We start from the raw sequence: 21,214 nt of genomic DNA on the forward strand, positions 1-21,214 counted from the left end.
TCTTGCGGAGGGGGCGCGAAGCCGCGGAGAGGGGTGGCGAGGAATGAGGTGGTCGGGGTGGCGGGATTTGAACCCACGGCCTTCCGCTCCCAAAGCGGACGCGCTACCAAGCTGCGCCACACCCCGTCGGTGCGACACGTAGGGTACATGCCCGCAGGCCATGCGGCCCCCGCTGAACCGGGACCGCGGCAGGGGGCGTGCGGCGACCCCCGCCGACCCGCTACGATGCCTGTCGTGCCGCGGCCTTCCGGCCCTGGCGCGCATATGCGGGCGTAGCTCAATGGTAGAGCCCTAGTCTTCCAAACTAGCTACGCGGGTTCGATTCCCGTCGCCCGCTCCGCAGTCCTCCGGCCCGGCCCGCTGATTCCAGCGGGCCGGGCCGGCGGCGTTCCCGGGCCGCCGTGCCGACCAGAAGCCGATCGCCGGCTAGAAGCTGATCGAGTTGATGGTCTCCGCCAGTTCGTTCAGGAACCGGTTTATGGAGGGCGCCATGCCGGTCGAGGCGAGGAAGAAACCGAAGAGCACCGCGACGATCGCGGGCCCCGTCTTGAGCGATCCCCCGCGGATCAGCACCACAAGGATGATCGCCAACAGCAGCACCACTGACAGCGAAATGGCCACACTGATCACACCCTAGGTCGGTCGCTCTCCCGGCCCGGGGGGTACGGCCCCGCACACCCCCGCCACCGACCATCGTGCCACCAACCCGCCCGCTGTATGCCGCCGCTGACACATCGTCGGGACATCGTCGGCCAACGCTTCCCGGGCCCGGCATGCGGGGGCGCCCTCCGGGGGCGCGTGAGCGGCGTACCCCGCACGCTAATTCGACGGCCCGCGTACACCGGGAATTCAGCTTGATCGTTTCCATCACCACACACGACGTTCGCAGGAAATTCGAATTGTTGCCGGGGGCACATTGGAGGCGCACCATGCGTTCACGGCGCCCCGACCAACCGGACATTCCACTGGAGTCGCCTGCGGGCGTTATGCACCATTTAAGCCGGATGAATTGTGACGTATGGGACGCCATACAGCTGCATCTATCTGTCTACCCGCGCGATTCGCGGGTACGTGGAGCCGATAAGCGATAATCGACTCAGGGATTGACAGGGGTTGAGTTGACGAAAGTGACGAGGGTTTTACGAAGACAGCGCGGCAACGCTAGGGTGCGTCAGATGTTCCACGCTGCCACCACCCCCGTAGGCGCAGTGCGGTCCCGGATCGTCTCACCGAGCTCTTGGTGGGAGGGCCTGTGACCAACTCGGTGCACCCGCACGGACGCCACCGGGCGCCGCTCCCCCCGGTCCAGGTGCCCGCGGCCGGACCCCCGCCCCCGCGCACCCACCATCCGAGCCCGCAGGCCGCCACCGCTCCCCCCACCCCGTCCGGCCACCGCGCCGCCGGCCGCGCGGCGAAGCCCGCCAAACAGCGCGACGCGTTCTTCGACAACGCCAAGTACCTGGCGATCGTCCTCGTGGCGATGGCCCACGCATGGGAACCCCTGACGGATCACAGCCGTGCCGCCGAGGCGCTGTACATGACCGTCTACACCTTCCACATGCCGGCGTTCATCCTGATCTCCGGCTACTTCTCGCGCAGCTTCGACATGCGGCCCGACCGCCTGAGGCGGCTGGTCACCGGCGTCGCCGTGCCGTACGTCCTCTTCGAGGTCGCGTACACCCTCTTCAAGCGCTGGGCGGACGACGACCCGTCCCAGCCGATCAGCCTGCTCGACCCCTGGTACCTCACCTGGTTCCTGGTGGCGCTCTTCGTGTGGCGGCTCACCGTGCCGCTGTGGAAGATCGTGCGCTGGCCCGTGCCGCTCGCCCTGGCCATCGCCATGCTCGCCGTGATCTCCCCGGACATCGGTGACGACCTCGACCTCCAGCGCGTCCTGCAGTTCATGCCGTTCTTCGTGCTCGGCCTCTTCCTGAAGCCCGAGCACTTCCAGCTGGTGCGCCGCCGCGAGGTGCGGATCCTGTCCGTCCCGGTCTTCGCCGCCGCGGTGCTGCTCGCCTACTGGGCGGCGCCGCGCATGACGTCCGTGTGGTTCTACCGCCGGGACAGCGCCCAGGAGTTGGGCGTGCCGTGGTGGGTCGGCATCGTGATGACGCTGGCGCTCTTCGGCTGCTCCGTGGTGCTCACCGCGTGCTTCTTCGCCTGGGTGCCGCGCCGCAAGATGTGGTTCACGATCCTCGGCGCGGGCACGCTGTACGGCTATCTGCTGCACGGCTTCCTCGCCAAGGGCTCCCGTTTCTGGGGCTGGTTCGAGGACTACGAGTGGCTGCACAAGCCGCTCGGCGAGATCTTCGTGACGGCTGTCGCGGCGACCGTGGTGACGCTGCTGTGCACTCCCCCGGTGCAGCGGATGTTCCGCTTCGCGATGGAGCCCAAGATGGAGTGGGCCTTCAAGCGGGACGCGGCGGAACTGGCACGTGAGCGGACCAGGTCGGCCTGACCCCTCAGAGTCCCAGCAGGGCGCGCATGACGGCATACTTCGCCGTCAGGCGCGCCCTCGTCGTTTCGTCCAGGACCGCGAGGCGGGCCGCGTCGGCGTTGTGGGCGAGGTCCGCCTCCTTGACGAGGCGGGCGCCGGGCGTCGCGAGGATGCGTTCCGCGTACGCCTGCGGGGACTCCCCCGGGATCTTGGTGAGCGCCCGCACGATGGCCTTCGTCCGGGGCGTCAGCGGGGCGTCCCGCAGCCAGTCCTCCGTGAGCGCGTCGTCCTCGACGGAGTCGTGCAGCCAGGCCGCCGCGATCTGTTCGTCGTCGCCGCCCCTCGCCCGTACCCCCTCGGCCACGGCCTGGAGGTGCTCGGCGTAGGGGCGGCCGGCCTTGTCGGTCTGGGCGGCGTGGGCCGCGCGGGCGAGGGCTTCCACTGCGGCGAGGGGCAGCGGCTCGCGGTCCGGTGCGGCTGCGGGCGTCATGCCGTCGACTTTAGTGCCGCCCTCGCCGGGATCGTCGCCGCGGCCAGGCCGAGGACGAGGACCGCGCCCACGAAGGAGCCGTAGACCAGCGGCGGGATGTAAGGGGCCTCGCCGGTCAGGCCGTTCGTCATCGGGACGAGGGTGGCGAGTGCGATCGCCGAGCCGATGGCGATGCCCGCGACGGCGACGATCAGCGCCTCCCAGCGGATCATCCGCATCACCTGGCGGCGCGTGGAGCCGATCAGCCGCAGGGTGTCGAGTTCGCGGCGGCGGTCCAGGACCGTCATCACCAGGGTGTTGACCGCGGCGACGGCCGCGAAGCCGCCGAGGACGGCCGCCATCGTGGTGTTCGCCCAGGCGTTGAGCTCGCGGTCCACGGACCGGGCGGTGGTGTAGCCGTCGCGGTCGTGGAGGGTGCCGAGGCCGGAGAGGGCCTCGGCGGAGCCGCCCTTGGTCCAGATCTCCTGGGCGAGGGCCGAGGTGACGTGGTGCTTCAGCGCGGCGGCGGGCAGGGTGACCTGCGAGAGGCCGAGGCCCCTGCCGTACGTGGCCACGACCTTCGGGGAGGCCTTCGTGCCGTCGGGCAGGAGGATGTCGAGGCGGTCGCCGACCTTGACACGGGCGGAGTCGGCGAGCGCGGAGTCGACGGCGATGTCACCCTTGCCGAGCTTCAGGGCGCCGGTCTCGACCCCGAGGTCCTGGACCTCGGCGAGGTCGGCGGCCGAGCCCGTCACGGCCTGCGCCGACGCCGACGCGAGCAGGCGGTCGCCGACCGAGTACTGCGGGACGACGACGGAGGTCTTGAGCAGTCCGACGGCGGAGGTGACCCCGTCGGTGCGGGCGGCCTTCGTCACCGCGCCCGGCGCGAGGCCCGCGTCGGAGGAGACGATGTGGTCGGCGGTGATGCCCGCGCGCTGCTGGTCGGCGGTGGCCTTGTCGGTACTGGTGTGCAGGAAGACGAGGACGGAGGAGAAGGCCATGGCGAGCACGATCGGGGTGATCGCGGAGGCCAGCCGACGGGCGTTCGTACGGGAGTTGGCGGCCGCCAGCGCACCGGGGGCACCCGCCTTGCGCAGCGGGAGGCCGAAGAGCGCCGCGCAGCCGCGGGCGACCAGCGGGCCGAGCAGGGCCACGGCGAGCATGAAGAGCATGACGACGCCGAGCGCCGCGTTCGCCGCGTCCTCACCGGTGGTCTGCGAGGCGATCCCCGCGAAGGCCACGCCACCGCCGAGCGCCGCGACGCCGATCGGGGTGCGGATCTTGCCGGGCCGCAGCCGCTCCACGGAGGCCTCGGCGAGCGCCTGGCCGGGCTTGACGCGGGAGGGGCGGCGCGCCGCCAGGTAGCCCGCGAGCAGGGCGGTGATGACCGCGGTGCCGACGGCGGCGGCGAACGGGATGCCGGACATCGTGAGGGCGACGGCCTCCGGGATCGCGCCCTTCCCCTTCAACTGCCCGAACCACCAGCGGGCCAGGACGATGCCGGGCAGCAGTCCGGCCGCGCCGGCGAGGGGGGCGACGAGCAGCGACTCGGTGGCGATGGTGCGGCGGATCTGGCGCGGGGTGGTGCCGATGGCGCGGAGCAGGGCGTACTCCCGGGCGCGCTGTCCCACGGAGAGCGCGACGGTGCCCGCGGCGGTGAAGACGGCGACCAGGGCGGCGATGCCGCCGAAGGAGCCGCCGAGGCCGGTCAGCATCTCCTTGGCGTAGGCGAGCCCGGAGTCCTCGACGGCGCCGCGGTCGTCGCCGGTGTGGACCTCGGCCTTGCCGCCGAGAGCCTGTGCCACCCGGGACTTGAGGGTGTCGGCCGAGACGCCCGGCTCGGGCAGGACGGCGATGGCATCGACGCGTCCGGGGTGCCCGGAGAGACGGAGGGCCTCGGCGTCGGCGAACCAGGCGGTGGGAGCGGCCTGCCCGGCCTCGACCGTGCCGGAGACGCGGAAGGCGCGCGGCCCGTCGGCCGTGGTGAGCGTGACGCGGTCGCCGACGCGGGAGCCGGGCGTGGCGAGGGCCACCTCACCGGAGCGCGGGGCGCGGCCCTCGGTCAGCTTCTCCCCGGTGAAGGCGGTGGAGCCCCAGCCGTGCGCGGTGACGGTCCGGTCGCCGGAGCGCACCGGGAAGGTGACATCCGCGACGGCGGTGCGCGCGCCGGGGACGGCGGCGGCCTTCGTGACCAGGGCGTCGTCGAGCCGGGCGCGGTCGGGCAGCGGGATGCTCTCCTCGGTGCGGTCCTCGCCGCTGCCGGTGACGAAGTGCGCCTCCTGGTCGGCGGCTGCCACCACGGGGGCGTTCGCGTAGCGGACGGGCGGCACGGAGGCGCGCAGGCCCGTCTCCAGGAGGATGCCGCAGGCGGTCACGATCAGCGAGGCCATCATCAACGCCACGAAGGTGCCGGCGAAGGCGGCGGGTTTGAAGCGGACGGCCGCGCGGGCCAGGCCGTTGGGCACGTACGCCATTACGCGGCCACCCCCGCGTGGGCGGGAGCCGTCAGCGCGGTCATGCGGGCGGCGATCTGCTGCGCGGAGGCGCGCTCCAGGCGGTCGACGACGGAGCCGTCGGCGAGGAAGAGGACGCGGTCCGCCCAGGCCGCGGCGGCGGGGTCGTGGGTGACCATGACGACGGTGGCGTTCATGCCGTCGACCGCGGAGCGCAGCAGGCCGAGGATCTCGGTGGCGGTGGTGGTGTCGAGGGCACCGGTCGGCTCGTCGGCGAAGATCACGTCCGGCTCGGTGACCAGGGCGCGGGCGATGGCGACGCGCTGCTGCTGGCCGCCGGAGAGCTGGCCGGGGCGGCGGCCTCCCTTGTCGCCGAGCCCGACGCGGGCGAGCATCTCGGCGGCCTTGCGCCGGTCCGGGCGGTGTCCCGCGAGGCGCATCGGCAGGACGACGTTCTGCTCGACGGTCAGCGAGGGCAGCAGGTTGAACGCCTGGAAGACGAAGCCGAGGCGGGTGCGGCGCAGCGCGGTGAGCCTGTTCTCGCTCATGCCGGTGATCTCGGTGCCGCCGAGGCGGACGGTGCCCGCGCTCGGCCGGTCCAGGCCCGCCGCGCACTGGAGGAAGGTGGACTTGCCGGATCCGGAGGGCCCCATGACGGCGGTGAAGCTGCCGCGCGGCAGGGCGAGGTCGATGCCGGCGAGGGCGTGCACGGCGCCGGCCCCGCGGCCGTACTGACGGCGGACACCACGCAGTTCGACGGCCCAGTCGCCGTGCGTCGCTCCGAGGACGCGTACGTCCTCCTCGACGACCCGGTTCTTCTTCCGCCGCAGCCCCATTTTTCCGTCCACCTCTCCGTACCGAATTCGACGTCTCGAACCTACGGAGCGGGGGGTGTCGGGGACCATGACGGCTCCCGGCCGATGGCGGGTAGGGCAAACCCCACCTCTCGGCGCGGACCGGCCCCGCAAACCCTTTTGGTAAGCTAACTATTGACGCTTTCTTTGTGAACCCTTGACCTTGTCTCTTGAGCTTCTCGAACCTCTCAAATCTGTCGAATCTGTCGAATCTCTCGAAGGAGCGGGCCCATCGGACACGCGGACACCCTGATAGCCATGGGCGGCGCCTTTCTCGCCGCCGCCGTGCTCGCCCGCCTCGGCGGCCGCATCGGACTGCCCACCATTCCCCTCTTCATCCTGGCCGGGATCCTCCTCGGCCCCCACACCCCCGGCGTGGTGCTGGTCTCCGACCCCCACGACCTGGAGATGCTCTCGGCCCTCGGCCTGGTGCTGCTGCTGTTCTACCTGGGCCTGGAATTCCACCTGGACGACCTCAAGACGGGCGGCCGCAAGATGGCCCTCGCCGGAGGGACGTATCTGGCGCTGAACGTCGGCGCGGGCCTGGGCTTCGGGTTCGCGCTCGGCTGGGGCACCTCCGAGGCGCTGGTCCTCGCCGGGGTGCTCGGCATCTCGTCCTCGGCGATCGTCACGAAGGTCCTCGTCGACACCGGCCGCCTCGGCAACGCGGAGACGAAGCCGATCCTCGGCATCATCGTCGTCGAGGACATCTTCCTGGCCCTCTACCTCGCGGCGCTCCAGCCGGTCCTGTCCGGCGCGGACAGCCTCGCCGCGGCCGTGCTCGACGGCGGCAAGGCCTTCGGCTTCCTGCTCCTGCTCGCGCTCGCGGCCCGCTTCGGCACGCGCGTCGTCAGCCGCCTCTTCGCCACCAGGGACGACGAGCTGCTCGTCATCTCCTTCCTCGGCGCGGCCGTCTTCGTCGCGGGCGTCTCGGAGTGGTTCGGCGTCGCCGACGCGATCGGCGCGTTCATGGTCGGCCTGATGCTGGGCAGCACCGCCTCGGGCGAACGCATCCGCACCCTGGTGCATCCGCTGCGGGACGCGTTCGGCGCGATCTTCTTCTTCGCCTTCGGGCTCTCCATCGACCCCGGTGACCTGCCGGTCGTCCTCTGGCCGGTGCTCGCGGCGGTCGCCGTGACGCTGTTGATGAACGTCCTCGCGGGACTCGGCGCGGCACGCGTGTACGGGTTCGGGCCGGGCCCCGCGGCGAACATCTCCACCACGCTGCTGGCCCGCGGCGAGTTCGCGCTGATCCTCGCCACGATGGCGGCGGGCGCGGGCCTCGACGAGCGGCTCTCCCCCTTCATCGCGGGGTACGTCCTGCTGCTCGCCGTCCTCGGCCCACTGGCCGCGGGGCGCTCGCAGTGGCTGGCGCGGGTGCTGCCCGGCGGACGTGAGTACGCGGTGGCGGCACCGGAGCCCAAGGCGCTTACGCCTCCCGGCAGATGAGCAGCAGCGCCCGGTCGTCGTTGACGTCCTTCGCGACCGCCTCGATGAGGTGCCAGGCCGCGCCGTGGAAGCCCCCGGCCACGTACCGGTCGGCCTCGCCCGTGAGGCGGTCGATGCCCTCGGCGATGTCCCGCTCCGAGGTCTCCACGAGGCCGTCGGTGAAGAGCATCAGCACGTCGCCGGGGCGCAGCATGCCCTTGACCGGGTCGAACTGCGCCCCGTCGTAGACACCGAGGAGCGGGCCGTGGCCGGTCTTCTCCTCCCAGCGGCCGCTGCCCGCGCTGAGCTGGAGGCCCGGCGGGTGTCCGGCGGAGAAGAGTTCGTAGTCGCCGGTCTCCAGGTCGAGGACCAGGTGGATGGAGGTCGCGAAGCCCTCGTCCCAGTCCTGGCGCAGCAGGTAGCCGTTGGCGGCGGGGAGGAAGGAGTGCGGGGGCAGCGAACCGAGGAGGCCGCCGAAGGCGCCGGACAGGAGCAGGGCGCGCGACCCGGCGTCCATGCCCTTGCCGGAGACGTCGGTGAGGACGACCTCCAGGGTGCGGCCGCCGTTGGTGCGGGCCGCGACGACGAAGTCGCCGGAGAAGGACTGCCCGCCGGCCGGGCGCAGCGCCATCTCGCGGTGCCAGCCGCGCGGCAGTTTCGGCAGCTTGCTCTGGACGCGGATGCGCTCGCGCAGGTCGAACAGCATCGTGCTGCCGCCGCGCCAGGGCACGCCGACCCGGCTGCGGAACTGGGCGATGACCAGCCCGAAGAAACCGCAGGCGGCCACCACGAGGACCACGCCCGGCGTGACCCGCGAGGGCCCGTCGGTGTACGGGCCGAGCTGGACGGACTCCACGATCAGGGCGACGGCGGACGCCGCGTACAGCGCGAGGAGGCTGGCGGGGCGCAGGAGCAGGCCGCCCGCGACGATGGGCAGGACGAGGGCGGCGGGCGCGCACCACACGCTGTTGAGGATGGTGGCGGCGGTGATCAGCGGGACGGTGAGGAGCAGCCCGGTCAGGGCGACCCAGTCGGAGCCGTCGCCGCGGAAGTAGTCGACCCCGGATTTGCGCAGCACGATGCGGGCCCGGTGCAGCCGCTTCTTCATCCGGGCCGTGAACGTCTCGGCTTCCGCCCGCCGCTCGCCACGCTCGCGCCGCGCGCGCCCTTCTCGTCGTACCACCATTGCTCGTGGACCCTATCCAGCGGGCCGCGTACTTCGCACGGGAGGTCCCGGTTGTCCCCCGTCAGAGGCAGCTTCCCGACGGTTCACGACAGCCGGTTCCAGCCGCCTAAATCCAGTCGCTCCGGGCGTATCACCCTGGTAGGCATGGCATATGACGACTGACTTGCGGGTGCTCGCGGAGAGCGAATGGGCGTGCTGGTACGGGGCGTTGGACCTGGCGTTCGGGGGTGTGCCGGAGGCGCCGCAGGAGCAGGAGCTGTGGCGCGACCTCGTCGAGCTCGACCGGTCGTTGGGGGTCTGGGACGGGGACGCGTGCATAGGGACGACGTCAGCGTTCTCCTTCCGGCTCTCGGTGCCGGGCGGCGCGCTGGTGGACGCGGCGGGCGTGACGATGGTGAGCGTCGCGGCCACGCACCGGCGGCGCGGGGTCCTGACGTCGATGATGCGGCGCCAGCTCGACGACGTGCGCGCCCTCGGTGAACCGCTGGCCGTGCTGACCGCCTCCGAGCCGGTCATCTACGGCCGGTTCGGGTACGGCGCGGCCACCTCGCAGATGAAGGCCGACATCGACACGACCCGGGTGCGGCTGTCCGTCCCGGCCGGTACGGATGACGTACGTCTGCGCTACGCCGCGCCCGCCGATGTCCACGCCGCGTGCGAGGAGTTGTACGCCCGCAGGGTCGCCGGGCGGCCCGGGATGCTCGCCCGGCGGCCGGGCTGGGAGCGGCACGGGCTGCTCGACCCGGAGAGCGACCGCGCCGGGGCGTCACCGTTGCAGTGCGTCGTCGCGGAGCGCGCGGGGACACTCGTCGGATATGTGCGGTTCGCCGTCAAGCCGGACTGGAACTGGCAGGGCCCGAAGGGCGCGGTGCACGTGCGCGACATCGAGGCGCTGGACCCGGCGGCGTACGCGGCGCTGTGGCGGTTCCTCTTCGACATCGACCTGACGTCGTCGGTCATCGCGCGCAGCCGCCCGGTGGACGACCCGCTGCTCCAGCTCGTCTCGGACGTCCGGCGGTGCGACATCACGGTGCGCGACTCGCTGCATGTGCGGCTCGTCGAGGTGGGCGCGGCGCTGGAGGCGCGTACGTACCAGGCGCCCGTGGACCTGGTGTTCGAGGTGGTGGACGCCTTCTGCCCCTGGAACGCCGGGCGTTGGCGGCTCACCGGCGACACCAAGGGCGCGTCATGCGCGCGTACGGAGGACGCGGCCGACCTCGCCCTGTCGGTGCGGGAGTTGGGGGCCGCGTATCTCGGGGGCGTGTCCCTCGCGTCACTGGCGGGCGCGGGGCGGGTGCGGGAGCTGCGCGAGGGGGCGCTGGCCGAGGCGTCGGTGGCCTTCGGGTCGGACGTGGCGCCGTGGCTGCCGCACGGGTTCTAGCCGGGGGCTTCGGGCCGAGGGGGTCAGGCGGAGGGGGCCAGCGGTATCTGCGGCTTGCGCGTGGCGAGGTAGAGGGCGACCAGCCAGCCGATCAGCGAGGCGCCGAGGGCGACGTTGAGGACGAGGACCACCCAGCGCAGTTCGATCCCTCGGTTGAAGGCGATCAGGGACGGCAGCACGTAGAGCACGACGGTGAGCAGCGCCAGAGTGAGGCCGCCGATGGAACCGAGTTCGAAGCCGAAGTCGAAGCCGGACATGTCGAAGCCGAACATGAAGAGAACCCCCATTGAGCTGGTCGAACAATCGCTGGTCAGGCGATCGAACTGGTGAACACGATCTTAACCGTGCCGCTGACCTGCCCGGCCGGGCCGCTGGCAGGCCGGGCACCAGAAGAGGTTGCGGGCGGCGAGGTCGGCGGTGCGGATCTCGCCGCCGCAGATGTGGCACGGCTGGTTCGCCCTGCGGTAGACGTACACCTCACCGCCGTGGTCGTCGACGCGCGGCGGGCGGCCCATGGCTTCGGGGGTGTGCTCGGGCCGGACGGTGTCGATGCGGTTGAGGCGTACGCCCTCGCGCATCAGCTCAACGAGGTCCGCCCAGATCGCGTCCCACAGCTCCTCGGTGAGGTCCTTGCCCGGGGTGTACGGGTCGATGCCGTGCCGGAAGAGGACCTCGGCGCGGTAGACGTTGCCGACGCCCGAGACGACCTTCTGGTCCATGAGGAGCGCGGCGACGGTCGTGCGGCTGCGCGAGATCCTGCGGTACGCCTTGGCCGGGTCGTCGCCGTCGCGCAGCGGGTCGGGGCCGAGGCGGTCGTGTATCGCCTGCTTCTCGTCGTCCGTGATGAGCGCGCAGGCGGTCGGGCCGCGCAGGTCGGAGAAGTACGTGTCGTTCGCCAGGCGGAGGCGGACGGTGTCCGTCGGGGGCGGGGCGGGCGTCCCGCCGAGGGTGTACTTGCCGAAGAGGCCGAGGTGGATGTGGACCCAGTCGCCTTCGCCGAAGCCGAGGAAGAGGTGTTTGCCGTGGGCTTCGGCGGTCTCCAGCACCCGGCCGTCGAGCAGCGCCGCGCTGTCGGAGAACTTGCCCTGCGGGCTGCGGGCCCCCACCGGGCGGCCGACGAAGCGCTCCCGGTGGTCGACCGCGAGGCGATGAATGGTGTGCCCCTCCGGCACGGGGTCCCTCCGGGGGTGGTGCGGGTCAGAGAATCGCCTTGACGGCTCGTCCTCAAACGCCGGACGGGCTGAAAACCAGCCCCTCCGGCGTTTGAGGAGCGGGGTCCGGGGCGGAGCCCCGTGGCCTCGCTACGACTGCGGGTGGTGAGGCGGGATCGGGGGAAGCTCCCCCGTCTCCTCGTAGGCCGACAGCATGTCGATGCGGCGGGTGTGGCGCTCCTCGCCCGAGTACGGCGTGTTCAGGAAGATCTCGACGAACTTCGTCGCCTCTTCCTGGGAGTGCATCCGGCCGCCGATCGAGACCACGTTGGCGTTGTTGTGCTCACGGCCGAGCGCCGCGGTCTGCTCGCTCCAGGCGAGCGCCGCACGGACGCCCTTGACCTTGTTCGCGGCGATCTGCTCGCCGTTGCCCGAGCCGCCGATGACGATGCCGAGGGCCTCGGGGTCCGCGGCGGTCCGCTCCGCGGCGCGCAGGCAGAACGGCGGGTAGTCGTCCTGGGCGTCATAGATGTGGGGCCCGCAGTCGACGGGCTCGTGGCCGTGGCTCTTGAGCCATTCGACCAGGTGGTTCTTGAGTTCGTAGCCGGCATGATCCGAGCCGAGGTACACGCGCATGCGACCGAGTGTGGCACGTCGCGCGGTGGGTAGCCGCGACCGGGGCCGGGCCTCTGGGACGAAGGTCCCGGACTGGTCTGGGCCAAAGGGCCGGAATGCAACGATCCGGATTCAGGACTTCCGTCCCGATCGCTCCTGAGTTTGAATGCGGGGGCTCGTGACCCGAGAACTTAAGGATTCGTCCATGACCTCGCAACCCTCCCTTGCGAAGGCAGACAGCAACCCCTCATCCCCTGGGGATCCGCGGTCTGGCGGCAGTGGTGACACCGGCGACACCGGCGACGGCCTGAAAGCGGGTCTCAAGAACCGCCATCTCTCCATGATCGCGATCGGCGGTGTGATCGGCGCCGGTCTCTTCGTCGGTTCCGGTTCCGGGATCGCCGCCGCCGGGCCCGCGATCCTCGTCTCGTACGCCCTCGTCGGCACCATGGTCGTCCTCGTGATGCGGATGCTGGGCGAGATGGCCGCCGCACGGCCGACCTCCGGCTCCTTCTCCACCTACGCCGACCAGGCGCTCGGCCGCTGGGCCGGCTTCTCCATCGGCTGGCTGTACTGGTTCTTCTGGGTCGTGGTGCTCGCGGTGGAGGCCACCGCGGGGGCCGTGATCCTCAACGGCTGGATACCCGCCGTCCCGCAGTGGGGCTGGGCGCTCATCGTGATGGTGGTGCTCACCGCGACGAACCTCGTCTCGGTCGGCTCGTACGGCGAGTTCGAGTTCTGGTTCGCCGGCATCAAGGTCGTCGCGATCGGCGCGTTCGTCGCCATCGGTCTGCTCGCCGTCTTCGGCGTGCTGCCCGGCTCGGACAACCCCGGCGCCGGATTCGGGCACCTCACCGACGCGGGCGGCTTCATGCCCAAGGGCGCGGGAGCCATCCTCACCGGTGTGCTGATGGTCGTCTTCTCCTTCATGGGCAGCGAGATCGTCACGCTGGCGGCCGGCGAGTCCGAGGACCCGCAGCGCGCGGTCACCAAGGCGACCAACAGCGTCATCTGGCGCATCGGCGTCTTCTACCTGGGCTCGATCTTCGTGGTGATCACGCTCCTGCCGTGGAACGACAAGTCGATCACCGAGGACGGCAGCTACGTCGCCGCGCTCAACTCGATCGGCATCCCGCACGCCGGTCAGGTCATGAACGTCATCGTGCTCACCGCCGTCCTGTCCTGCCTCAACTCCGGCCTCTACACCGCCTCGCGGATGGCCTTCTCGCTCGGCCAGCGCGGCGACGCGCCCAAGGCCTTCGCACAGACGAACAGGCGGGGCGTGCCGGTGGCCGCGATCCTCGGCTCCGTCGTCTTCGGCTTCCTCGCCGTCTGGTTCAACTACCAGTGGAAGGACACCGTCTTCGACTTCCTGCTCAACTCCTCGGGCGCGGTGGCCCTCTTCGTGTGGCTGATGATCTGCTTCACCCAGCTGCGGATGCGCGGGATCATCCTGCGCGAGGAGCCGGAGAAGCTCGTCGTGAAGATGTGGCTCTTCCCGTATCTGACGTGGGTGACGATCGCGATGATCTCGTTCGTCCTCGTCTACATGCTGACCGACGAGACCGGACGCAAGCAGGTGCTGCTCTCGCTCCTGGCGGCCGCGTTCGTGGTCGTGTTCTCGGTGGTGCGCGAGAAGATCCGCCCCCGCGAGCAGGCCGACGCCTGACGTTCCTTGCCGGGTCCCGCGAAAAGCTGACGGAGGTTGTCAGCTTTTCGCGGGACCTTCTCCGTTGTCAGACAGACGTACGCGGCTCAGGCGTACGCGGCACAACGGAGGCACCCCGTGGAATTCACCGCACAGCGCTTCGTCTTCCGGCCCGGCGACGACGGGTACGACGAGGAGATCGCCGGGTTCCAGACCGGCTTCACGACCCGGCCCGCCCTCGTCGTCGGCGCCGAGACCGCCGACGACGTGCTCGCCGCCGTGGCCCACGCCGCCGAGCACGCGCTGCCCGTGGGCGTGCAGGCCACCGGGCACGGGCTGCCGGGGGCCTCGGAGGGCGGCGTCCTGATCAGTACGCGGCGGATGGACTCCGTCACCGTCGACGCCGCCGCGCGCACCGCCACCGTCGGCGCCGGCGCCCGCTGGGGTCAGGTCGTCGAGGCGGCGGCGCCCCACGGGCTTGCCCCGCTGAACGGTTCGGCACCGAGTGTGGGCGCCGTGTCGTACACGCTCGGCGGCGGCCTCGGCATCCTCGCCCGGACCTTCGGTTACGCGGCCGACCACGTCCGCTCCCTCGACGTCGTCACCGCCGACGCCACCCTGCGCCACGTCACGGCCGACGGTGACCCCGAGCTGTTCTGGGGCCTGCTGGGCGGCGGCGCCACCCTCGGCGTGGTGACGCGGCTGGAGATCGGCCTGGTGCCGGTCGCGCGGCTGTACGGCGGGGCGATCACCTTCGACGGGGCCACGACGGACGCCGCCGACCTGCTGCGCGGCTACGAGCAGTGGACGCGGAGCCTGCCAGAGGAGCTGACGTCGTCCCTTGCGGCGGTGGTCTACCCGGAGATCCCGCAGCTCCCGCCGCACCTGCGCGGCCGGTACCTGGTCTCGGTGCGCGTCGCGTTCACGGGCCCGGCGGACGAGGGAGAGCGCCTGGTGGCGCCGCTGCGCGCGCTCGGGCCCGCCGAGTCGGACACGCTGCGGGAGATGCCGTACACCGAGAACGCGACCATCCACAGCGATCCGGAGTTCCCGCACGCCTACTACGGGGACAGCGTGGCCCTGAGCGGCCTCGATGTCGCCGCCGCCGGCAAGCTGCTCGCGCTGGCCGGGCCGGACGCCGAGTCGATGCACGTCGTGCAGATCAACCACCTGGGCGGCGCGCTAGGGCGGCCCGCGCGGAACGCGGTGCCCTTCCGTGAGGCGGGCTGGCTCGTCCGGCTCCTCACCCCGCTGCACGGCACGGACGTCGCGGCCGCGCGGGAGCTGCACGCGCGGGCCTTCGAGCAGGTGGCGGGGCAGACGCTCGGCCGCTCGCTGAACTTCGCGTTCGGCGGCGCGGACCGCCCCGAGGGGCTGTACGACGCGGGGACGCGAAAGAGGCTCGCCGAGCTGAAGGCCACGTACGACCCGGCGAACCTCTTCAGGCGGAACTACAGCGTCCGCTACGGCGTCTCCCAAGGGCCTGTCTGACCATTCCCGTCATCGCCCGGAGGGCGGCCTCGCGGCGTCAGGTGCGTGCTCTCGGCGTGCCGGGCGTAGGGCCTCGTACTGGATGTACTTGGCTCTGCGCCCGGTGCGGCGAGTGGGGGCACCCCCTGCTCGAAGAGCTCGGGGGAGCGTGCATGGCGTCGCGAGGCAGGCGAGAATCGTCGGACAGGCCCTAGCGGTCGAGCAGCTTCCACGCGGTGGGCAGCGCGCCCATCGCGAGCGCGGCCTTCAGGGCGTCGCCGATCAGGAAGGGCGTGAGCCCGGCGGCGACGGCCTGGGTCAGCGACATGCCGGTCGCGGCGGCGAGGTAGGGGACGCCGACGGCGTAGATGATCGCGGAGCCGAGGACCATCGTGCCGGCGGTGCGCAGCACGGAGCGGTCGCCGCCGCGCCGGGCGAGGGCGCCCACCACCGTGGCGGCGAGCAGCATGCCGAGGACGTAGCCGAGGGAGGGGGCCGCGACGCCCGAGCCCGCCTGCGCGAACCACGGCATGCCGGCCATGCCGACCAGCGCGTACAGCGCGAGGGAGAGGAAGCCCCGGCGGGCGCCGAGCGCGGTGCCGACGAGCAGCGCGGCGAAGGTCTGGCCGGTCACCGGCACCGGGGAGCCCGGCACGGGCACCGCGATCTGGGCGGCGATGCCGGTGAGCGCGGCGCCGCCGAGCACGAGGACCGCGTCCTTCGCGCGGGACGCGGGCAGCAGGTCGGCGAGGACCTGGCCGGGGCGGGTGGTGACAGCGGCGATACTCATCGGGACTCCGCGAGGGCGTGGGCAGGCTGGGACGCGATGACGCTATCCCAGGCGGGGGCGGCGCCACACGGTCTCCGGGCGACAACCCGGGGGCGGGGCGTTGGTGGGCTCCGCACAAAGGGCTTCGCGTACACCCCTTACGGCGTGACGCTCGTCACGGAGGTGGGCGGGTGGGCGGCTCGTTTTGCGCAGAGGGCCGCCGCCCGGGGAGACTGTGGAGTCCCGCCAAAAGTTTCCGTGACCCCGCGGATCCCCCAGAGGCACCTCTGGGCACCTCTGGGCCCCCTGAGCACCCCGAGAGCAGCGCTGAGCACCATGCACGACCCCAAGGCCACGGCCGCTCCCCTCGGGGACGGGCCACTCGGAGCCGGGCCTCTTGGTGCCGAGAGGGAACCGCTCGGCGGCGGGCTCAAGCAGCGGCATCTGACGATGCTCGGGCTCGGTGGGGTCATCGGGGCCGGTCTGTTCGTCGGTTCGGGGGCGGGGATCGCCGTCGCGGGGCCCGGCATCGTCGTCTCGTACCTGATCGCGGGCGCGCTCGCGATGTGCGTGATGCGGATGCTCGGCGAGATGTCGGCCGCGATGCCCGCATCCGGCTCCTTCTCCGTGCACGCGGAGCGCGCGCTCGGCCGCTGGGCCGGGTTCAGCGTCGGCTGGCTCTACTGGTTCCTGCTGGTGGTCGTGCTCGCCGTGGAGGCGACCGGTGCCGCGCAGATCGCCAACGGCTGGGCGCCCGCCGTGCCGCAGTGGGCCTGGGTGCTGATCTTCATGCTGGTCTTCACCGGCGCCAACCTCGCGGCGGTGAAGAACTTCGGCGAGTTCGAGTTCTGGTTCGCGGCCCTGAAGATCTTCGCGATCGTCGCGTTCCTGGTCCTCGGGCTGCTCGCGATCTTCGGGGTGCTCCCCGACACGGACCCGGCCGGCCTCAGCCACCTCACCGGTGACGGCGGCTTCCTGCCCAACGGCTGGGAGGGTGTGATCTCCGGCGTCCTCGCCGTCGTCTTCGCCTTCGGCGGCCTGGAGGTCGTCACGATCGCGGCCGCCGAGTCCGACGACCCGGTCCGCTCGGTGGCCCGCGCGGTGCGCAGCGCCGTCTACCGCATCCTCTTCTTCTACGTCGGCTCGATGCTGGTCATCGTGACGGTGCTGCCCTGGACGGCGCAGAAGGCGGGCGCCAGCCCGTACGTCACGGTCCTGGACTCGATCGGGGTGCCCTCCGCCGGGACGATCATGAACATCGTGGTGTTCGTGGCCCTGCTCTCGGCGCTCAACGCCAACCTCTACGGCTCCTCCCGCATGGTCTTCTCCCTGGCCGAGCGCGGCGAGGCGCCGAAGGCCCTGCTGAAGGTGTCCGGCGGCGGGGTGCCGCGCCGCGCGGTCCTCGCGTCGGTCACTTTCGGCTTCGTATCGGTCGTCCTCAATCTGAAGTGGCCGGACTCGGTCTTCCTCTACATGCTCAACGCGGTCGGCGCGGTGCTGCTGTTCGTGTGGGCGCTGATCGCGGTGTCGCAGCTGCGGCTGCGCCGGCGCATCGAGCGGGACGCGCCGGAGCGCCTCGTCCTGCGCATGTGGGCCTTCCCCTATCTGACCTGGGCGGCGCTGGCCGCGATGGCCGCCGTGCTCGTCCTGATGCTGAGCGACGACGGGGCGCGGCCGCAGCTGCTGTGGTCCGCGGGGGCGACTGCTGTGGTGCTCGCGGTGGCCGGTCTGCGGGAGTGGCGGGAGCGGCGCGCGGGGCGGTCCGACCAGAAGTGAACACCCCGTGAACATGATGTGTTCATTTCTTCACAACGTGTAAGCGTCGTGTCCGTATAGCGGTCTGCTGTTCCCTGTCAGCGGTACAGGACTTCAGACTGTGGGCCCGCTCGTCCCCCCGTCTCGGCTACTGAACAGGGCACGCCCATGTCTCGGACGTCCACCCCGCAGGACGCAGCACCAGCGCCTGACCCGGCAGCATCTGATGCGGCACCCAAGGCCGACTCCCCGCTCGTCCACGGCCTCAAGCAGCGGCACCTCTCCATGATCGCCCTCGGCGGCGTCATCGGTGCCGGGCTCTTCGTGGGCTCCGGAGCGGGCATCGCCAAGGCCGGTCCCTCGATCGTCCTCGCCTACGCCATATCCGGCGCCCTCGTCATGCTCGTGATGCGCATGCTGGGCGAGATGTCGGCCGCGAACCCGGCCTCCGGCTCCTTCTCCGTCCACGCCGAGCGGGCGATCGGCCCCTGGGCGGGCTTCACCGCGGGCTGGGGCTTCTGGTTCCTGCTCTGCGTCGCCGTCGGCCTGGAGGGCATCGGCGCCGCGAAGATCATGGTGGGCTGGTTCCCCGACAGCCCGGAGTGGGCCTGGGTCGCCCTCTTCATGCTCGTGTTCTGCGGCGCGAACCTGACGGCCGTGAAGAACTTCGGCGAATTCGAGTTCTGGTTCGCCGCCCTGAAGGTCGGCGCCATCACGCTCTTCCTCGGCATCGGCGTCCTCGCGATCCTCGGCATCCTGCCCGGCTCGGACACCCCCGCCCCCGGCCTGGAGAACCTCACCGGCGAGGGCGGCTTCATGCCGAACGGTACGGACGGCCTGATCATCGGCCTGCTCGCCTCCGTCTTCGCGTACGGCGGTCTGGAGACCGTCACGATCGCCGCCGCCGAGTCCGAGAACCCGGTCCAGAGCGTCGCCAAGGCCGTGCGCACGGCGATGTGGCGCATCGCCCTCTTCTACGTCGGCTCCATGCTCGTCGTCGTGACGCTGCTGCCGTGGGACAACAAGGACGTCGCCACCAAGGGCCCCTACGTCGCCACGCTCGACCACCTGGGCATCCCCGGCGCCGGACAGATCATGAACGTCATCGTCCTGATCGCCCTGCTCTCCGCGATGAACGCCAACATCTACGGCGCCTCGCGCATGTCGTACTCCCTGATCGCGCGCGGCCAGGGCCCGAAGGTCCTCGGCCGGGTGTACAGCGGCGTGCCGCGCCTCGCGGTGCTCGCCTCCTCGGTCTTCGGCTTCGTCTGCGTGCTGCTCAGCTACTGGCGCCCCGACGACGTCTTCCCGTGGCTGCTCAACATGATCGGCGCGATGATCCTCGTCGTCTGGATCTTCATCGCCGTCTCGCAGCTGATCCTGCGCCGCAGGACGGAGCGCGAGGAGCCGCGGAAGCTGGTCGTGAAGATGTGGGCGTACCCCTTCCTGACCTGGGTCGCGCTGGCCGCGATGGCGTACATCTTCTACCTGATGACGGAGCAGCCGGACACCCGCAAGCAGCTCCTCGCGACGGGCACGCTGACGCTGTGCCTCGCGGTGATCGGGTTCGTGCGGCAGAAGCTGGCGGAGCGTGCGGTGGCCGCGGCCACCGAGTAGGACACGCCGTACGCGCTGGGGCCCGGGGTCGACGACGACCCCGGGCCCCTTCGCGTACCCGGAGGTCCTAGGACGAAGGGCTGATCAACTTCGCGCGCCTCCTGCTGTTAGCCTGCACTTGCGCATAACTTGCAATAAGCAGTGAGAAGCAGCAGTCGGAGGGCTCGGTCATGGCCATTTACACGCTTCCTGAACTTCCGTACGACTACGCGGCGCTCGAGCCGGTCATCAACCCGCAGATCATCGAGCTGCACCACGACAAGCACCACGCGGCGTACGTGAAGGGCGCGAACGACACCCTTGAGCAGCTGGAGGAGGCGCGCGACAAGGAGACGTGGGGGGCCATCAACGGCCTGGAGAAGAACCTCGCCTTCCACCTCTCCGGCCACATCCTGCACAGCATCTACTGGCACAACATGAACAGCCCCAAGGACGGTGGCGGCGGCGAGCCGCTGGCCGCCGACGGTGTCGGCGAGCTGGCGGACGCGATCACCGAGTCCTTCGGCTCCTTCGCCAAGTTCAAGGCCCAGCTGACCAAGGCCTCGGCGACGACGCAGGGTTCCGGCTGGGGCGTGCTCGCCTACGAGCCGCTCAGCGGCCGCCTCATCGTCGAGCAGGTCTACGACCACCAGGGCAACGTCGGCCAGGGCTCGACGCCGATCCTGGTCTTCGACGCCTGGGAGCACGCCTTCTACCTCCAGTACAAGAACCAGAAGGTGGACTTCATCGAGGCGATGTGGCAGGTCGTCAACTGGCAGGACGTCGCCAAGCGTTACGAGGCCGCCAAGCAGCGCGTGAACAGCCTGCTCCTGGCCCCGTGAGGCGCGCCGCCCCGTGAAACGTCCTGCCTCGTGATCGTCTTCTCAACCTTCGCCGAGGCAGGCGGATAGAGGAAAGACCCCCGTGAGGACGTGACTCACGGGGGTCTTTCGGTGCCCGGCGTTCCGGTGCACCGTGTCCTGCATGGTGGACGAGAAGCACTGCCCGACCTGTCGACAACTGCACCTCTTCCGCAAGGTCACCCCCGACGAGGAGGCCCACATCGCCGGGGAAGTGGGGCTCGCGAAGGCCCGCGGCTTCTGGCGCTGCACCAACCCCGGCTGCCGGTGGGTGCAGCCGTACCACGTGCGGAGCCAGGGGTTCCGTCTCCCCGAGGAGACCTTCGGCTAGCGCGGGTCCGTAGAAGGCGGGTCCGTAGAAGGCGGGGCAGTCGAGGACAGGTCAGTCGAAGACAGGTCAGTCGAAGATGGGGCCCTGCGTGCGCGTCCGCTTGATCTCGTAGAAGCCCGGTGTCGAGGCGACGAGCAGCGTGCCGTCCCAGAGCTTCGCCGCGGCCTCGCCCTTGGGGGCCGGGGTGACGACCGGGCCGAAGAAGGCGATCTGCTCGCCGTCGGCGCCGGGGACGGCGATGACCGGCGTGCCGACGTCCTGGCCGACCTTGTCGATGCCCTCCTTGTGGGAGGCGCGCAGCTGGGCGTCGTACACGTCGGAGTCCATGTGGTCGGCGAGGGCGGCGGGCAGGCCGACGTCCTCCAGGGCGCCGACGACGGCCTCCCGGGTGGGGCCCTCGCCGCGGTTGTGGAAGCGGGTGCCGAGCGCGGTGTAGAGCTTGCCGGTGATCTCCTCGCCGTGCTCCTGCTGAGCGGCGATGACGACGCGGACCGGCCCCCAGGCCTTGGTCCTGAGCATCTCCTGGTACTCCTCGGGGAGCTCGTCGATCTTGTCCTCGTTCAGGACGGCGAGGCTCATCACGTGCCAGCGGACCTCGACGTCGCGGACCTTCTCCACCTCGAGCATCCAGCGCGACGTCATCCAAGCCCAGGGGCACAGCGGGTCGAACCAGAAGTCGACCGGGGTCTTGGCCGTGCTCGCAGCGTTCGTGTTCTCGGACATGTCTCTCCCTAGGGGATGTGTTCGGCGCCTGGGGAGGGGAACGTCGGGGGCCTGCCAGGGCATTCCCGGATGTCGGCCGCCGACGGCC

General features: G+C 71.1%; 19 protein-coding genes and 2 tRNA genes. 10 read left to right on the plus strand and 11 right to left on the minus strand.

The window, feature by feature from the left end; genetic code table 11:
* Window positions 1-49: 49 nt before the first annotated feature.
* Window positions 50-126: transfer RNA gene (locus tag KKZ08_RS13310), tRNA-Pro, on the minus strand.
* A 140-nt stretch (window positions 127-266) separates the two neighbouring features.
* Between KKZ08_RS13310 and KKZ08_RS13315 the strand changes: the two genes are divergently transcribed.
* Window positions 267-337, plus strand: a tRNA-Gly gene (locus KKZ08_RS13315).
* 89 nt (window positions 338-426) lie between these two features.
* Here KKZ08_RS13315 and KKZ08_RS13320 read toward each other — a convergent pair.
* Complete coding sequence (locus tag KKZ08_RS13320) at window positions 427-621, minus strand: hypothetical protein (protein WP_125512773.1); 195 nt, start codon at window positions 619-621, stop codon at window positions 427-429.
* 631 nt (window positions 622-1,252) lie between these two features.
* On the opposite strand from KKZ08_RS13320, the gene KKZ08_RS13325 reads away from it, so the two are divergent.
* Window positions 1,253-2,458, plus strand: coding sequence for an acyltransferase family protein (locus KKZ08_RS13325; protein WP_223774649.1), 1,206 nt, complete (start codon window positions 1,253-1,255; stop codon window positions 2,456-2,458).
* Between the two features lie 4 nt (window positions 2,459-2,462).
* On the opposite strand, the gene KKZ08_RS13330 is transcribed toward KKZ08_RS13325, so the two are convergent.
* The 3 genes from KKZ08_RS13330 to KKZ08_RS13340 are packed head-to-tail and all read right to left on the minus strand — an operon-like array spanning window position 2,463 to window position 6,195.
* Window positions 2,463-2,927, minus strand: a complete 465-nt coding sequence (locus KKZ08_RS13330) for an HD domain-containing protein (RefSeq protein ID WP_223774650.1) — start codon at window positions 2,925-2,927, stop codon at window positions 2,463-2,465.
* Window positions 2,924-5,380, minus strand: a complete 2,457-nt coding sequence (locus tag KKZ08_RS13335) for an ABC transporter permease (RefSeq protein WP_223774651.1) — start codon at window positions 5,378-5,380, stop codon at window positions 2,924-2,926. Before KKZ08_RS13335 ends, KKZ08_RS13330 begins: the two co-directional genes overlap by 4 nt.
* Window positions 5,380-6,195 (minus strand): ABC transporter ATP-binding protein, encoded by an 816-nt coding sequence (locus KKZ08_RS13340; protein ID WP_223774652.1) that lies wholly within the window; start codon window positions 6,193-6,195, stop codon window positions 5,380-5,382. The genes KKZ08_RS13335 and KKZ08_RS13340 overlap by 1 nt, the downstream gene beginning before the upstream one ends.
* A gap of 276 nt (window positions 6,196-6,471) precedes the next feature.
* Here KKZ08_RS13340 and KKZ08_RS13345 point away from each other — a divergent pair, with 276 nt between their 5' ends.
* Window positions 6,472-7,662: a cation:proton antiporter gene (locus KKZ08_RS13345; RefSeq protein ID WP_223774653.1), complete on the plus strand. Its 1,191-nt coding sequence runs from the start codon at window positions 6,472-6,474 to the stop codon at window positions 7,660-7,662.
* On the opposite strand, the gene KKZ08_RS13350 is transcribed toward KKZ08_RS13345, so the two are convergent.
* Window positions 7,643-8,827, minus strand: coding sequence for a PP2C family protein-serine/threonine phosphatase (locus tag KKZ08_RS13350; RefSeq protein ID WP_223774654.1), 1,185 nt, complete (start codon window positions 8,825-8,827; stop codon window positions 7,643-7,645). The two genes, KKZ08_RS13345 and KKZ08_RS13350, sit on opposite strands and share 20 nt — an antisense overlap.
* Window positions 8,828-8,978: 151 nt before the next feature.
* Here KKZ08_RS13350 and KKZ08_RS13355 point away from each other — a divergent pair, with 151 nt between their 5' ends.
* Window positions 8,979-10,208, plus strand: coding sequence for a GNAT family N-acetyltransferase (locus tag KKZ08_RS13355; protein ID WP_223774655.1), 1,230 nt, complete (start codon window positions 8,979-8,981; stop codon window positions 10,206-10,208).
* Between the two features lie 23 nt (window positions 10,209-10,231).
* On the opposite strand, the gene KKZ08_RS13360 is transcribed toward KKZ08_RS13355, so the two are convergent.
* The 3 genes from KKZ08_RS13360 to KKZ08_RS13370 all read right to left on the minus strand — a co-directional run bounded on the left by KKZ08_RS13360 (window position 10,232) and on the right by KKZ08_RS13370 (window position 11,995).
* Window positions 10,232-10,495, minus strand: a complete 264-nt coding sequence (locus KKZ08_RS13360; protein WP_223774656.1) for a superinfection immunity protein — start codon at window positions 10,493-10,495, stop codon at window positions 10,232-10,234.
* 51 nt (window positions 10,496-10,546) lie between these two features.
* Complete coding sequence (locus KKZ08_RS13365) at window positions 10,547-11,380, minus strand: DNA-formamidopyrimidine glycosylase family protein (RefSeq protein ID WP_223774657.1); 834 nt, start codon at window positions 11,378-11,380, stop codon at window positions 10,547-10,549.
* A 129-nt stretch (window positions 11,381-11,509) separates the two neighbouring features.
* Window positions 11,510-11,995 carry a ribose-5-phosphate isomerase gene (locus KKZ08_RS13370; RefSeq protein ID WP_223774658.1) on the minus strand — a complete coding sequence of 162 codons (486 nt, stop codon included), beginning with the start codon at window positions 11,993-11,995 and terminating at the stop codon, window positions 11,510-11,512.
* A gap of 184 nt (window positions 11,996-12,179) precedes the next feature.
* Between KKZ08_RS13370 and KKZ08_RS13375 the strand changes: the two genes are divergently transcribed.
* Window positions 12,180-13,643, plus strand: coding sequence for an amino acid permease (locus KKZ08_RS13375; protein ID WP_223774659.1), 1,464 nt, complete (start codon window positions 12,180-12,182; stop codon window positions 13,641-13,643).
* Window positions 13,644-13,760: 117 nt separating this feature from the next.
* A complete protein-coding gene (locus KKZ08_RS13380) occupies window positions 13,761-15,113 on the plus strand; it encodes an FAD-binding oxidoreductase (RefSeq protein WP_223774660.1) in 1,353 nt (450 codons plus the stop codon).
* A gap of 190 nt (window positions 15,114-15,303) precedes the next feature.
* Here KKZ08_RS13380 and KKZ08_RS13385 read toward each other — a convergent pair whose 3' ends face one another.
* Complete coding sequence (locus KKZ08_RS13385) at window positions 15,304-15,882, minus strand: biotin transporter BioY (protein ID WP_223774661.1); 579 nt, start codon at window positions 15,880-15,882, stop codon at window positions 15,304-15,306.
* A gap of 429 nt (window positions 15,883-16,311) precedes the next feature.
* Here KKZ08_RS13385 and KKZ08_RS13390 point away from each other — a divergent pair, with 429 nt between their 5' ends.
* The 4 genes from KKZ08_RS13390 to KKZ08_RS13405 all read left to right on the plus strand — a co-directional run bounded on the left by KKZ08_RS13390 (window position 16,312) and on the right by KKZ08_RS13405 (window position 20,403).
* On the plus strand, window positions 16,312-17,637 hold the full coding sequence (locus KKZ08_RS13390) for an amino acid permease (protein WP_223779040.1): 1,326 nt from the start codon (window positions 16,312-16,314) through the stop codon (window positions 17,635-17,637).
* A gap of 147 nt (window positions 17,638-17,784) precedes the next feature.
* Entirely contained in the window at window positions 17,785-19,233 is a 1,449-nt protein-coding gene (locus KKZ08_RS13395) for an amino acid permease (RefSeq protein WP_223774662.1), read from the plus strand.
* A gap of 170 nt (window positions 19,234-19,403) precedes the next feature.
* On the plus strand, window positions 19,404-20,054 hold the full coding sequence (locus KKZ08_RS13400; protein ID WP_062773926.1) for a superoxide dismutase: 651 nt from the start codon (window positions 19,404-19,406) through the stop codon (window positions 20,052-20,054).
* Window positions 20,055-20,196: 142 nt separating this feature from the next.
* Window positions 20,197-20,403, plus strand: coding sequence for a hypothetical protein (locus KKZ08_RS13405; RefSeq protein WP_223774663.1), 207 nt, complete (start codon window positions 20,197-20,199; stop codon window positions 20,401-20,403).
* Between the two features lie 66 nt (window positions 20,404-20,469).
* Here KKZ08_RS13405 and KKZ08_RS13410 read toward each other — a convergent pair whose 3' ends face one another.
* Window positions 20,470-21,126 carry a DsbA family protein gene (locus tag KKZ08_RS13410; RefSeq protein ID WP_223774664.1) on the minus strand — a complete coding sequence of 219 codons (657 nt, stop codon included), beginning with the start codon at window positions 21,124-21,126 and terminating at the stop codon, window positions 20,470-20,472.
* Window positions 21,127-21,214: the final 88 nt, after the last annotated feature.

The sequence above is a fragment of the Streptomyces sp. 135 genome (assembly GCF_020026305.1).
GTDB lineage: Bacteria > Actinomycetota > Actinomycetes > Streptomycetales > Streptomycetaceae > Streptomyces.

What these genes read in the sequence shown, in the direction of transcription:
- KKZ08_RS13400 (WP_062773926.1), top strand. Translation starts at nt 19,404, where the DNA reads ATGGCCATTTACACGCTTCCTGAACTTCCGTACGACTACGCGGCGCTC.
- KKZ08_RS13370 (WP_223774658.1), bottom strand. Translation starts at nt 11,995, where the DNA reads ATGCGCGTGTACCTCGGCTCGGATCATGCCGGCTACGAACTCAAGAAC.
- KKZ08_RS13350 (WP_223774654.1), bottom strand. Translation starts at nt 8,827, where the DNA reads ATGGTGGTACGACGAGAAGGGCGCGCGCGGCGCGAGCGTGGCGAGCGG.
- KKZ08_RS13410 (WP_223774664.1), bottom strand. Translation starts at nt 21,126, where the DNA reads ATGTCCGAGAACACGAACGCTGCGAGCACGGCCAAGACCCCGGTCGAC.
- KKZ08_RS13385 (WP_223774661.1), bottom strand. Translation starts at nt 15,882, where the DNA reads ATGAGTATCGCCGCTGTCACCACCCGCCCCGGCCAGGTCCTCGCCGAC.
- KKZ08_RS13335 (WP_223774651.1), bottom strand. Translation starts at nt 5,380, where the DNA reads ATGGCGTACGTGCCCAACGGCCTGGCCCGCGCGGCCGTCCGCTTCAAA.
- KKZ08_RS13360 (WP_223774656.1), bottom strand. Translation starts at nt 10,495, where the DNA reads ATGGGGGTTCTCTTCATGTTCGGCTTCGACATGTCCGGCTTCGACTTC.
- KKZ08_RS13345 (WP_223774653.1), top strand. Translation starts at nt 6,472, where the DNA reads ATGGGCGGCGCCTTTCTCGCCGCCGCCGTGCTCGCCCGCCTCGGCGGC.
- KKZ08_RS13330 (WP_223774650.1), bottom strand. Translation starts at nt 2,927, where the DNA reads ATGACGCCCGCAGCCGCACCGGACCGCGAGCCGCTGCCCCTCGCCGCA.
- KKZ08_RS13390 (WP_223779040.1), top strand. Translation starts at nt 16,312, where the DNA reads ATGCTCGGGCTCGGTGGGGTCATCGGGGCCGGTCTGTTCGTCGGTTCG.
- KKZ08_RS13405 (WP_223774663.1), top strand. Translation starts at nt 20,197, where the DNA reads ATGGTGGACGAGAAGCACTGCCCGACCTGTCGACAACTGCACCTCTTC.
- KKZ08_RS13355 (WP_223774655.1), top strand. Translation starts at nt 8,979, where the DNA reads ATGACGACTGACTTGCGGGTGCTCGCGGAGAGCGAATGGGCGTGCTGG.
- KKZ08_RS13375 (WP_223774659.1), top strand. Translation starts at nt 12,180, where the DNA reads ATGACCTCGCAACCCTCCCTTGCGAAGGCAGACAGCAACCCCTCATCC.
- KKZ08_RS13340 (WP_223774652.1), bottom strand. Translation starts at nt 6,195, where the DNA reads ATGGGGCTGCGGCGGAAGAAGAACCGGGTCGTCGAGGAGGACGTACGC.
- KKZ08_RS13395 (WP_223774662.1), top strand. Translation starts at nt 17,785, where the DNA reads ATGTCTCGGACGTCCACCCCGCAGGACGCAGCACCAGCGCCTGACCCG.